The sequence below is a fragment of the Acinetobacter sp. ANC 4654 genome, assembly GCF_002135425.1.
Classification (GTDB): domain Bacteria; phylum Pseudomonadota; class Gammaproteobacteria; order Pseudomonadales; family Moraxellaceae; genus Acinetobacter; species Acinetobacter kyonggiensis.
This window is the reverse complement of record NZ_NEGL01000002.1, coordinates 275,405-288,440: the sequence shown is the minus strand read 5'-3', so window position 1 is coordinate 288,440 and position 13,036 is coordinate 275,405. Positions and strand designations below refer to the sequence as shown.

Here is a 13,036-nt window from a genome sequence, read left to right as displayed (position 1 = left end):
ATAGAGGGTTATATCACGTAAAGATAGATGGCTAAGAAATGTGATCCAGCACCAATCAATACAAAAACATGCCAGATAGCATGGGTGTATCTTACTCTTTTTAAGGCATAAAACAATGCACCAACGGTGTAAGCAAGCCCACCAATGATGAGGTAGGTTAACGCTGGTTTACTTAAAAAGTGTTGCATATCATCCATGACCAGTACTGCAAGCCAGCCCATCAGCAAATATGCGAAGAGTGAAATTTTATGAAAGCGATGAATGAAAACTAACTTGAATAGTGTACCAATTACGGCAATCACCCAAAGTGCAATTAACAAGTAATGCGCTTTTGCTGTGGGAATCGCAATGGATAGAAAAGGGGTATAGGTTCCAGCAATCAAATAATAAATAGCAGTGTGATCCAGTTTTTTGTACCAATAACGTTTGGTGTCGTCAGTGGCAAAGTGATAAAGGGCAGAACTTGAAAAAAGGAGGATCATACTGAGCGCATAGACACATAAGCCTAGGAATTGTCCTCGTGGTAAATCACTGCCTTTAATCAACAGCAAGACACTCGCAATGACAGCGAGTACTGCGCCAAGTGCATGACTCATTGCATTCATTTTCTCTTCACGTGGATCGTAAGATTGCATATTGGAGGTCGTCATGGTGGATTTCTATGATTAAAAATACACTTGTATAGTAATGAAATTTTACCTTTAAAGTAAGAAGTTTTACACTCACAGCTTAATTTATTCGAGTTATCTTCATGTCGCAATTGGCTTCTTCTTTTATTCAGGAACAACAATTTTTAGATGCCTTTCAGCAAGCCATTGAAAAACAAAATTTTGATCGAATAATTCTAAGCCAATATAAAGGTGAATTAGAACATTTAGAGAAAATCACGTTACGCGTCATTCTATTACAAGATCAGCCTGTTTTAAGTGCTTTGTATCGTTATAAGACTCAAGATGTCACCAAAAATTATCCTTTGGCAGAAGCGCAGCAACTCATTCACGATTTATTGGCGCACTGTAAACAAGCCAATCTTTTTACCCATACAGAAGAGCTGCAACTGAAAAAGAATAAGAAAAAAGCCATGTTGACGGTCACTAAAAATCAAGCTGCCGCAAAGGCTCAGACTTTAGAACAGCAACAGGGACATGATCGTGCCAAGCATCGTTATGTTGACCAAGACAGTTATTTTTTACAACCGTTAGGGATTACCGACAACAAAGCACAAATTATTCCAAGTATGGCGCGTAAGTGGAAACAAATTAATAAATTTGTGGAAATTTTTTCAGGTGCTTTAGATCAAATCACAGCGCAAGAGCATACGTTACGGGTGGTTGATTTTGGTTCGGGTAAAGGTTATTTGACCTTTGCTTTATATGATTATTTAGCCAAACAAGGTCAAACGCCATTTGTCACGGGAGTCGAGCTGAACCCTAAAATGGTCGAATTTTGTCAAAAGGTGGTGCAAGCGTCGCAATTTACCCAACTGGATTTTTTCCAAGGCGATGTTCGTACCTATCAGCCTGAACACTTAGATGTGATGATTGCGTTACATGCGTGTGATGTTGCTACTGATTTTGCCATTCATACCGGAATTCGTTTAAACGCACAAATGATTATGTGCGCGCCGTGTTGCCATAAAGAATTACGTCCACAAATGCAAAGTCCAAGTGTGTTGAAGCCGATGTTGCAATTTGGGATTCATGCTGGACAGCAAGCGGAAATGCTCACCGATACCATTCGTGCCTTATTGTTAAAAGCCTATGGCTATGAAACCAAAGTTTTTGAGTTTGTGGCTTTGGAACATACCAGTAAAAATAAAATGATTTTGGCGACCAAACGTCAAGATTTTGAAGCCCCTGATCAGGCTGTTTTGGCGCAAATTGTGGCGTTAAAGCAAATGTATGGTATTCAAAAACACTCGCTTGAATTGCTGCTAAATCATCAGTGGGATCAGCAAAATATTGGTGAAAAGTGTTAGTTTAAAATGAATAAAGCAGTCGTAAGGCTGCTTTTTATTTCTAGGAAAATGATTTTTGATGACCCCATTTATGATACGCACAGGCAGTTGGGATGAATTGCAAAATGATGCAAGACTGATTCGTGAACAGGTGTTTATTCATGAACAGCAGATTACTCCTGAAGATGAATGGGATGCAGAAGATGCCATTGCTTTACATTTTCTGGTTTTAGATCAGCATCAGCCGATTGCTACAGCACGACTTTTGAACAATAACAGTGTCGGACGTGTTGCTGTACTGAAAGAATATCGCGGCAAGGGCATTGGTCGTTTGTTGATGCTTGAAATTATTCAACAGGCGAAACATCAACAGCGTGAATTTTTAAAGTTGTCTTCACAAGTGCATGCCATCGCATTTTATCAAAGTTTGGGTTTTAACGTGCAGGGCGATGAATATTTGGATTGTGGCATTCCACATGTGGATATGCGACTTTTATTGACTTGATGGAATGATTGATTTTGAATCAATAAAAGCCACGAAAAGTGGCTTTTATTTGCTGAATCTAAAGATTAATGACCATGTTCAGGTTCAGTTGCCATTTTATTTTCTGTCATTCCAGCATGCTCACCTGCTGACATGTGATGCATTTCTGTGCTTGCTGGCGCACTTGCACCACTCGTATTTTTTTGCTTTTCAGCTTCAGCCAGTGCTTCTTGAGACATAACAGGTGCATTTTTAAAAGCAGTCTGATTGCTCTCAGCACGTTTCTGGCTTGGCATATAATCAGGTTCATTGGTTACAGCAAGATAGAAAAAGCCGAGGAAAAAAGCACTTAAAATAAAGGCAATAATGAGCGCTTTCCAACCCCAAGGCGATTTTTCAGGAGAAGTGTTATTAGTCATGAGAAAGTACCAAAATGGATAAAAATAAATCAGAATCTATGTAACTTTATAACACATTATTGTTTGAAAGCCGATGCTTAAATAACGAATCCCTTCATTTGAATAAGAGATTAAAGTCAATATTAAAATCCCGAGCTTTCGTTTAAATATAATAAAACTCAAATCTGGTTTGAATATGAGGACGTTAAAGAGGGGATATGTTTTGAATGAAAAAGCAACGGTTTGAGACATGATCGCCCTAATCTTGAATCAAGAAAAGAGCGATCATATGATGTATTTATCAGCGCATATTAGGCAATTTTTTCGCCAGCATGGGCTTTATCTATCAGCAGTTGTGGCGCTTTAAAACGCGCACCGTATTTTACTTCTAGTGTATTGGCACGGATTAAGGCTTTTTCTAAACCATATTGATTTAGAAACTGCAACGCACCACCCGTCCAAGGCGCAAAACCAATACCAAAAATAGAACCGACATTGGCATCGACCACAGATTCTAAAACACCTTCTTCAAAACAGCGCAAAGTATCTAAAGACTGTACAAACAGAAAGCGGTCAATCATTTCCTGTTCGGAAATTTCCGTGTCTTTTTTCCAGTGGCTTAAACCATCCCATAAATGTTTTTTGCCATTTTCAGGATAGTCATAAAAACCAGCACCCGCGGCTTTACCTTTACGTTGAAATTGATGCATCATGGTTTCAATCACATCATCTGCACCTGAGCGTGGCAGGTCTTTGCCTTCAGCTTGCAGGGCTTTACGGGTCTCATTTGCCACATGTTCAGATAAGGTCAGCGATACTTCATCCTGAATGGCAAGTGGCCCTACAGGCATACCTGCTTTAAGGGCCGCCATTTCAATTTTGGCAGGATGCACACCTTCTGCGAGTAAACGTAAGCCTTCTTGTACAAACGTACCAAAGACGCGACTGGTAAAGAAACCACGACTGTCATTGACGACAATTGGTGTTTTGCCAATTTGCTGTACATAGTCATAGGCTTTGGCTAATGTTTCGGCTGAGGTGTTTTTGCCTTTAATAATTTCAACCAGTTGCATTTTATCGACAGGGCTAAAGAAATGTAGACCAATAAAATGACTATCGTCTTTAGAGGCTTTGGCCAGTTCGGTAATCGGCAAGGTTGAGGTATTGGAAGCCATAATACCGTCATTGACTAAATAGCTTTCAGCTTCTTGGGTGACTTTAGCTTTCAGTTCTGGATTTTCAAAAACAGCTTCAATGATTAAATCACAGCCTTGTAGATCTGCTGCATTAGCCGTTGCGGTGATCAAAGACAAAACCTGATCACGTTTTTCAGCAGTCAGTCGTCCTTGGGATACTTTTTTATCCAGCAGTTTTTGGCTATAGGCTTTGCCTTTTTCTGCATTTTCCAGCGTCACGTCTTTGAGTACAACGTGAATGCCTTTACTTGCCGTTGCGTAGGCAATTCCTGCACCCATCATGCCTGCACCAAGCACAGCGACTTTTGTAGCTTTCCATTTGGTAATGTTTTTGGGACGGCTTGCACCCGATTTAATCGCATTTAAGCCGTGCCAGAAGGTGCCAATCATATTTTTGGAAATTTGACCTGTAGCAAGGTAAGTAAAGTAACGTGATTCTATGGTCAGAGCCGTATCAACATCGACCTGAGCACCTTCCACGGCTGCTGCCATAATGGCTTCAGGGGCAGGGTAACAACCTTTGGTTTTATCGCGTAGCATGGCAGGGGCAATCGCCAGAATTTGCGCAACAGCAGGTGTTTTAGGGTCGCCACCGGGGATTTTATAACCTTTTACATCAAATGGTTGTTGTGATATTGGATTGGCTTTGACCCAAGTTAGTGCTTTTTCAAATAGTGCTTCTTCAGTTTCGGCTGTATCGTGGATTAAGCCAAGTGATTTTGCTTTATCAACACCAAACTGCTTACCTTCCATCAAGAAAGGAAAAGCATTTTGCAGACCGAGTAGGCGCACCATACGTACCACACCACCACCACCCGGTAGTAAACCTAAAGTGACTTCAGGTAAGCCAAATTTGGCTTTAGCATCATTTAAAGCAATACGATGATGGCAGCCTAAAGCCAGTTCCCAACCACCACCTAGTGCCGTGCCGTTTAAGGCTGCAACCACAGGAATCCCACGCGTTTCGATATAACGTAGTTTGGCTTTCATTTCTTCAATCATGTTGAAAAATGTTGTGGCATGATCTGGCTCTGCCTGAATCAGTTCATCGAGGTCACCCCCTGCAAAAAAGGTTTTTTTCGCTGAACGGAAAATAATGCCTGAAATTTCTGCATCGGCTTGTAGCTTGGAAACGATATCTTCTAGTGCCACACGGAAATCAGCGTTCATGGTGTTGGCAGATTGATTTGGAGAATCTAAAGTCAAAATGACAATATTATCGGCATTTTTTTCATATTGAATTGCGCTCATAAATTTTTATCCAAATGTTTTTAGAATGAACTTGGTATTGGCAATCGCTGCTTAATTTCAAAATTACTTATTACAGCGGAGTCTTTCCAATTTCCATTTAATGTCGGGTTGCTAGAGCTTCTTGCACTGCAGTTAAAGCAGTGCTTAAACTTTATTCAGGTTCGACCTACCTTGCGAAATGGTATTTCTCATTCGGAAAAATGAGGAGTGATACTCCGCAAGAAAACCATTGTCATACGCAAAACCTATTTGTTTGCTGCATGTTTTCCCTTGCGCCAAAAACAAAGCAGTGCTTTATTTTTGCTCAAGTTGCGTATGACCAGCGTGTATCAAATATCTACGAGAAAGGGGTTATACCAATTCAATAATGGTTGCGATACCCATACCACCACCGACACACAAGGTTGCCAGCCCACGCTTTTTACCTTGACGTTCTAGTTCATCCAACAAGGTGCCTAAAATCATTGCGCCTGTTGCACCGAGCGGATGCCCCATTGCAATTGCACCGCCATTGACATTCACTTTGGCGGGATCAACCTTAAGTTCTGTGATGAAACGCATGACCACAGCAGCAAAGGCTTCATTGACTTCAAACAGGTCAATATCATCAATCGTTAAGCCTGCTTTGGCTAAAGCTTTACGTGCAGCAGGCGCAGGGCCAGTCAACATGATGGTTGGGTCACTACCAACCAATGCTGTTGCCAAGACTTTGGCACGCGGTTTGAGTCCTTGTTCTTGGACGGCTTTTTCAGAAGCGATTAATACCACAGCCGCACCATCGACTATGCCCGATGAATTCCCTGCATGATGCACATGATTAATGTTTTGAACTTCAGGATATTTCTGTAGCGCAAGGGCATCGAAACCCATTTGACCCATCATGGCAAAGCTTGGATTGAGTTTGGCTAAACCTTCCGCAGTGGTAGTGGGTTTAATAAATTCATCTTCAGCTAAAATTGTCACACCTGCTTTATCTTTCACAGGGATAATCGATTGATTAAAATAACCCTTGGCTTGTGCAGCAGCAGCTTTCTTTTGTGAGTTCTCGGCAAAAGTATCGACATCAGAACGCGTATAACCGTCAATGGTGGCAATTAAATCTGCCCCAATGCCTTGGGGAACAAAGTTTGCCGCCATGTTGGTTTCAGGATCCAGTGCCCAAGGGCCACCGTCTGAACCCATCGGCACGCGAGACATCGACTCAACCCCACCTGCAACCACAAGATCTTCCCATCCTGAACGAACTTTTTGCGCAGCCATATTGACGGCTTCTAAACCTGAAGCACAAAAACGGTTGATTTGTACACCGGCCACATCGTTATCCCAACCTGCCGCAATGGCCGCAGTTTTGGCAATATCCGCACCTTGATCACCAATGGGGGTGACACAGCCCAACACAATATCATCGACTTTAGAGGTATCCAGTTGATGACGATCTTTCAGTTCATTGAGTAAAGTTGTCAGTAGAGTGATAGGTTTCACTTCATAGAGTAAACCGTCTTTTTTTCCTTTTCCGCGTGGTGTGCGAATGGCATCAATGATGTAAGCCTCGCTCATACAATATCCTTTTTATGACTTTAAAATTGTTATGCTTTTTCGATTTTAATGATTAATTGTTGAAGTGCAATGACCAGAACGAATCAGATCAAATGAGTTTTTTAGCCAACCTGATGGAATTGTGCTGTGATCAGCCATGCTGTTTATTTTTGTCTTTTTTAGCCGAGTTTTTGCTCGCTTTCAATTAGACTGCATCTTCAATACTTTTGCTTGATTACATGGGGTAAAGAGGATGATAAAACGAAAAAGTCGCTCTGCTGTCATTTTGTTGGCGTTGTCTTTATTTGGTTGTGATTCATCTGGTGGTGATCTTGGAAAAAATAATGTTGCAGAGAGCAAAAATAAAATGAGTCAGACTTATTCGAATCAGGTGGCCAATGACAAAATGCTTTTGGTCTTGTCTGCACCATCCATCCATGATTCTTACTACGCATCAGCATTTCAACGCATTGTCGATTTTCAAATTAATTATGCAAAATTAATTCTAGGCAATGATAATGTGGTGATTTTAGTCGATGAAGACACCAAGCCTTATTTCACAGGCAAAGTCCCCGAAGATATTTTACTGGTGGATGACGTGCGTGATATTTGGATGCGTGACTTCACCACCATTAATCCAAAACAGCCTGTACAATTTACCTATACGTGGGCTTCGATGAGTCAGAAGCAAAGTAAGGACGTGCAAAAAAGTTTTAGTCGTTTTGCAGATCGTTATCAGATTCAAAGAGCCAAAACTGATTTAATGATTGATGGTGGCAATCTTGTCGATGATTATGCAGGTCGTGTGATCACCACCACCCGTTTTATGGAAGATAATGCGCTGAGCTATGAGCAAGCAAAACAAGAATTAAAAAAGACCTTGGGTGCGAGTCAAGTTGCAATTTTAGAACCCGATGAAGACGTGCTCGCTCACTCGGATGGAATGGTCAGCTGGGTGGATAAAAACACACTGCTGGTCAATGATTACTCAAAAACACCATCATTTAGAACGGTGGTCATGGATGAGTTAAGGTCTTCATTTCCATCAGCAAAAATAGTTGAAGTCCCTGTTGAATATAAAACCAATCCCAAAGGACAATGGGACGGATTTGAATCTGCTTGTGGGGTTAATCTCAACTCGACCGTGACTTATAATAATATTTATGTACCGACCTTTAATATGCCACATGATCAAAAAGCATTGAGCATTATCAAGCAGAATACTACTAAAAAAGTGATTCCGATCAATGCGGAAAGTGTTTGTCCTATGGGCGGCAGCGTACGTTGTCTGACTTGGCAAGTCACAGGTGAGAATGCAGTGAAATTAATTACTGCTGCAAGAGAAAGATAATAATTTGAATAACTTGCATCTGATGCTTCACAGGCAGATGCAAGTTGGTTAAACTCGCCTGCCATTTTTATTGTGCTGATAAAAAATGAAATTTATTAATATTATTGGTACCACAGGCTCAGGTAAATCGACGTTTGCCCGAAAATTGGCACAAAAGCAACAATTACAATATATTGAACTTGATAATTTATTATGGCTAGACGATTGGCAGGAATCAGCAGATGATGCCTTCTTTTGCAAGCTTAAATCGAATATGGAGACAGCTGCAACAGGTTGGGTGATTGATAATCTCTATACCCGAAGCATTGAAATGATCTGGTCACAGGTTGATACGGTCATTTGGTTGGATTATTCATTTTCACTAAATTTTTATCGTCTGACTAAACGGACTTTATCTCGTGCTATCAGTCAAAAACCATTATGGGAAAATTCTAACAACAGGGAAAACTGGAAAATGATGTTATCCAGAAAATCAATTTTCCTCTGGATGTTTCAGAAATATCCACAAAATAAACAAAGATATGTCGCCATGATGCAAGACTCCAAATATCAACATATTCAATTCATTCGTTTAACATCACCTAGGCAGGCGCAAGAGTTTTTAAAATGCTTGAGCGATTTCAATTGAAATAAAAAAGCCTGAGTAATACTCATAATGCTGATCAGTTAAGGGGGTTTTACAATTAACTTCTTAGCTTTTTAGTTATTCACGACGGAGTCTTATATCTTTAAATCAAATACTTGAAGCTCATCTATTACTTTGGATAAGCCCAAATGAGAATCCTCAAAATATATTTTGAGTTCGCAAGAAAGGCATCTTGCGGCGCAGTGCGCCTCACCGCAAAACTCGTCAAATACCTTTTATTGATCAATTCATCGCAGAAACCTTACTGTTTCAATCTTGCGGTGTATACACCTCATGCCTCGAACAATTGCGAATGACGTTTACGCGTATCGAATAACATCATGAATTTAAAATAAAAATGCCAGTCAATTTCTTAACTGACTGGCATTAGAGCAACCCTCAGGCTTTTTTATCAATTCATGAGAAATTAATGATAGCCGTGTAATTGACGGTACAGTCCCGGTGTGACACCTGTCCATTTTTTAAATGCACGATGGAAGGTACTGGTTTCACTAAAGCCAACTTGTTGTGCTACATCTTCTAAGGTTAAATTTGGATTTAATAATAGATGGATTGCAGCATCACGGCGTAAGGCATCTTTCACGCCTTGATAACTTTTACCTTCCGCAGCCAAACGACGACGTAAGGTTTGCGGTGAAAGGTAGAGCATCGAAGCGACATCATTCAAGGTTGGCATTTCTTCACCAATTTGGCTCTTTAATACGTCACGAATACGTGAAGTTAAAGAGTTGGTGTTTTTAAACTTAACCAAAAGCTGAGCAGGTGCAGCTTTCAGGAATTCTTCAAGATTTTCTTCCGTTTGACGAAGCGGTAAATCTAGATAGTCGGCAGCAAAGGTAATTTCGGTACGCTGTGCATCAAATTGCATGACAGGTGCAAAGAACAGTGCATCGTATTCATCTGCATGCGCAGGACGAGGATAGCCAAAATGCACGCGTTCTAAAGGCAGACGACGTTCAATCAACCAAGAGGCTAAGCCATGCCAAATCATCAGCATGCTTTCAGTAATGAAATGATCTGGATCTAGACTTTTTGGAATCAGGGGAACAAGACGTGCTTCATGCTTATCGCGTTCTAGGGCGACCGACCATTCATCACCAAACAGTTTATAAAACTGCGATGAAAGTTCTAAAGCATCTCCTAGCGTTTTGGCGTGGATAATGAGCTGACACATAATGGCAAAAGTGCCTAAACGACGTGGCTGAATATCAAAGCCAATATGTTCGTCTTGGGTTACCATCCACAACATTTTAATAAAACGAGTGTACTGTTCTGGGGAAATACGTGCTTTAGGCTGACGTAATAACTCTGCCTCTATGCCGACATGGGACAATAAAGTTTCAACGTCCATGCCTAGACGTTTGACACCTGTGAGAGCCGCATTGACAAAGTGGATACTAATCGTATCGCGACTCATGTTAAATCCTTCAGTCTCTTTTATATTCACTTTTAGTTGACCTAAATGACGCTAAAAATTATTTGAGTAGCAATTTACAATGGGTATTTTGCCTTGTTTACATCTTAAATTGCCGAAATGATCAAGGTAAATGGCTGAACATGACATTGTTTTATGACTTTTATATTTCTAATATGGATAAAAAATCAACATAGAGTGAGTAAAAATAACATGGATACAGCTTTAAAGGGATTGAAAGTCCTCGATTTTTCCACACTTTTACCGGGACCATTTGCCACATTGTATTTAGCAGATCTAGGTGCAGAAGTGATTCATGTCGAATCGCCTTCACGCCCAGATCTGATTCGTCTCTTCCCACCTTATGCCAATGGACAAGCAACTTCACATAGTTATTTGAATCGTAATAAGAAATCTATAGCCTTAGATTTAAAAGATCCTCAAAATGTTGAGTTGATTAAAAGTAAAATTGCTGATTTTGATATTGTGGTGGAGCAGTTTAGGCCCGAAGTGATGAAACGACTGGGTTTGGATTATCAAACGCTCGCAAAAATTAACCCACGATTGATTTATTGTTCCATTACAGGCTATGGGCAGACAGGACTTTATAAAGATAAGGCCGGTCATGACATTAATTATCTCGCCCTTTCTGGGATTGTCGGGCATAGCGGTCGACAAGACAGTGGCCCACCGCCGATGGGCATTCAAATTGCTGATATTGCGGGTGGTTCTTTACATGCGGTGATTGGTATTTTATCTGCGGTGATTGAACGTCAACGCAGTGGGCAAGGGCAGTATATTGATATCTCAATGACCGATTGTGTGGCTACTTTAAATAGCATGGCAGCCGCCGCAGTTTTAGCTGGAGAAACCAAACAGTATGCGGAACAATCACATTTAAATGGTGCGACCTATTATGACTATTATCAGACATTGGATGGTCGATATTTATCGGTAGGCAGTATTGAACCACAGTTTATGTCGGGATTAGCCACCATTTTAGAGCTGCCGATCCTTTTAGAAAAAGGCGCTTCTTTTGATGCAACCGATCAAAAAATAGTGAAGCAAGCGCTGCAAGAAAAAATTAAAACCAAGACATGCACAGAATGGACATCCATTTTTGCAAAACTAGATGTATGCGTAGAACCCGTTTTGCAACTAGATGAAGCATTAAACTCTGCATTGGCAAAACAACGGCAATGGGTGATTGATGTTCCTCTTGCTGAGCAAAGTACACAGACAGAACCTCAGTTAGCATGTCCGATTAAATTTTCACGCTCAAAAATGAGTTACAAGCATATTGGCAAAAAATTAGGCGAAGATTCTTTTTAAATATCACAATGTGATAAAATATGGTCAATTTTAAACAAAAAACAACAAAAAAAATCATTATTAACAAATAATAGGCGTAACCTATACGTAGGTTACATATTGTTGAAAAGGTCACTAATGATGAATAAATATAGCAGGGAAATATTTTTTGGAATTAGCTTTTTAGCAGTCAGTTGTGCAATACAGAGTACTTTTGCTAATACTACTTTTTCATCTAAAAGCCCTTGGATGTTCGGTGATTGGAATGGTCAACGTACTGAATTACAGATGAAAGGTTATGATTTTAGCCTAGGTTATACTGGTGAAGTGGCAACCTTGCTTGATGCAAAGCATGCTTCTAGCCATGGGACTGAATATGCAGATCAATTCGCGCTTGGTGCTCATTTCGATTTAAACAAAATCTTAGGTTGGCAAGATACTGAAGCACAAATTACCGTGACTGAGCGTAATGGTCGTTCACTTTCACAAACTTCAGATGCTTTAAATGGTCAATCTACGGGTGTTGAAAATGGTCATTTAAGCTCGACACAAGAAGTTTGGGGGCGTGGGCAAACTTGGCGTTTAACTGATTTTTGGATCAAGAAAAAATTCTTAGATCAAAAATTAGATGTGAAAGTGGGCCGTTTTGGTGAAGGTGAAGACTTTAATAGTTTTGACTGTGATTTCCAGAATTTGGCTCTTTGTGGTTCGCAAGTGGGTAACTGGGTTGGTGATCAATGGTACAACTGGCCAGTCAGCCAATGGGCTGCACGGGTGAAATATAACGTCACGCCAGACCTTTATGCACAGCTGGGTGCATACGAATACAATCCTGAAAATTTAGAGCGCGGTAAAGGCTTTAACCTCAGCACTGATGGTTCTCATGGTGCCATTATTCCTGCTGAACTGGTTTGGACACCGAAAACAGGTGAACAAAAACTTCCGGGTGAATACCGTGCTGGTTTTTACTACAGCACAGCCGATGCTGTAGTGATTGCTCATCAAGATCAAAAAGATCAGCATCAAGGTGGTTGGCTTGTTGCGAAGCAACAATTAACGGCACATAAAGGTGATGTCTCTCGTGGTCTTACTGGTTTTGTCAACCTGACTGTGCATGATTCAGCAACCAATAACGTTAGCGATATGCAAAATATCGGTCTGGTTTATAAAGGTGCGATGGATTCACGTCCTAAAGACGAAATGGCTTTAGGTCTTGCACGTATCAATTTGAACGATGATCTAAATGATGGTCGTAGCGAAGAATATGATGCAGAAGTTTACTACGGTTTACATGCAACCAACTGGTTAACCATTCGTCCGAATGTTCAATATATTCGTCATGTCGGTGCATATAAGCATGGCGAAAATGCTTGGGTGGGCGGGGTTAAGTTCCAAACAGCATTCTAGTTTGTAGATAATAAATACTTGAGTAACAACTGAAGCCTTGAATTTTTTGCGCTTTCAGACATGCTATATCGGTAGCCTTAGGTAT

11 protein-coding genes are annotated in these 13,036 nt (G+C 40.5%); 6 read left to right on the top strand and 5 right to left on the bottom strand.

Translation table 11 applies throughout. The features are described from left to right. Positions 1-8: 8 nt before the first annotated feature. Positions 9-650 (bottom strand): PAQR family membrane homeostasis protein TrhA, encoded by a 642-nt coding sequence (gene trhA, locus B9T24_RS05265; RefSeq protein WP_086164817.1) that lies wholly within the window; start codon positions 648-650, stop codon positions 9-11. A 101-nt stretch (positions 651-751) separates the two neighbouring features. Here trhA and B9T24_RS05260 point away from each other — a divergent pair, with 101 nt between their 5' ends. Together B9T24_RS05260 and B9T24_RS05255 are read left to right on the top strand one after the other, a co-directional pair. Next, on the top strand, positions 752-1,978 hold the full coding sequence (locus tag B9T24_RS05260; protein ID WP_086164816.1) for a class I SAM-dependent methyltransferase: 1,227 nt from the start codon (positions 752-754) through the stop codon (positions 1,976-1,978). A gap of 58 nt (positions 1,979-2,036) precedes the next feature. Continuing rightward, positions 2,037-2,462, top strand: a complete 426-nt coding sequence (locus B9T24_RS05255; RefSeq protein WP_086164815.1) for a GNAT family N-acetyltransferase — start codon at positions 2,037-2,039, stop codon at positions 2,460-2,462. A gap of 65 nt (positions 2,463-2,527) precedes the next feature. Here B9T24_RS05255 and B9T24_RS05250 read toward each other — a convergent pair whose 3' ends face one another. The 3 genes from B9T24_RS05250 to B9T24_RS05240 all read right to left on the bottom strand — a co-directional run bounded on the left by B9T24_RS05250 (position 2,528) and on the right by B9T24_RS05240 (position 6,843). After that, positions 2,528-2,860 (bottom strand): hypothetical protein, encoded by a 333-nt coding sequence (locus tag B9T24_RS05250; protein ID WP_086164814.1) that lies wholly within the window; start codon positions 2,858-2,860, stop codon positions 2,528-2,530. 290 nt (positions 2,861-3,150) lie between these two features. Continuing rightward, on the bottom strand, positions 3,151-5,286 hold the full coding sequence (locus B9T24_RS05245) for a 3-hydroxyacyl-CoA dehydrogenase NAD-binding domain-containing protein (RefSeq protein ID WP_086164813.1): 2,136 nt from the start codon (positions 5,284-5,286) through the stop codon (positions 3,151-3,153). A 351-nt stretch (positions 5,287-5,637) separates the two neighbouring features. Further along, positions 5,638-6,843 (bottom strand): acetyl-CoA C-acetyltransferase, encoded by a 1,206-nt coding sequence (locus tag B9T24_RS05240; protein WP_086164812.1) that lies wholly within the window; start codon positions 6,841-6,843, stop codon positions 5,638-5,640. A gap of 232 nt (positions 6,844-7,075) precedes the next feature. On the opposite strand from B9T24_RS05240, the gene B9T24_RS05235 reads away from it, so the two are divergent. Together B9T24_RS05235 and B9T24_RS05230 are read left to right on the top strand one after the other, a co-directional pair. Beyond that, positions 7,076-8,173, top strand: a complete 1,098-nt coding sequence (locus tag B9T24_RS05235) for an agmatine deiminase family protein (RefSeq protein ID WP_086164811.1) — start codon at positions 7,076-7,078, stop codon at positions 8,171-8,173. Positions 8,174-8,258: 85 nt separating this feature from the next. Beyond that, complete coding sequence (locus B9T24_RS05230; protein ID WP_086164810.1) at positions 8,259-8,801, top strand: AAA family ATPase; 543 nt, start codon at positions 8,259-8,261, stop codon at positions 8,799-8,801. 424 nt (positions 8,802-9,225) lie between these two features. Here B9T24_RS05230 and B9T24_RS05225 read toward each other — a convergent pair whose 3' ends face one another. Further along, positions 9,226-10,236, bottom strand: coding sequence for an AraC family transcriptional regulator (locus B9T24_RS05225; RefSeq protein WP_004647956.1), 1,011 nt, complete (start codon positions 10,234-10,236; stop codon positions 9,226-9,228). A 210-nt stretch (positions 10,237-10,446) separates the two neighbouring features. Here B9T24_RS05225 and B9T24_RS05220 point away from each other — a divergent pair, with 210 nt between their 5' ends. Both B9T24_RS05220 and B9T24_RS05215 read left to right on the top strand, forming a co-directional pair. Beyond that, complete coding sequence (locus tag B9T24_RS05220) at positions 10,447-11,565, top strand: CaiB/BaiF CoA transferase family protein (protein WP_086164809.1); 1,119 nt, start codon at positions 10,447-10,449, stop codon at positions 11,563-11,565. 120 nt (positions 11,566-11,685) lie between these two features. Next, complete coding sequence (locus tag B9T24_RS05215) at positions 11,686-12,951, top strand: carbohydrate porin (RefSeq protein ID WP_086164808.1); 1,266 nt, start codon at positions 11,686-11,688, stop codon at positions 12,949-12,951. Positions 12,952-13,036: the final 85 nt, after the last annotated feature.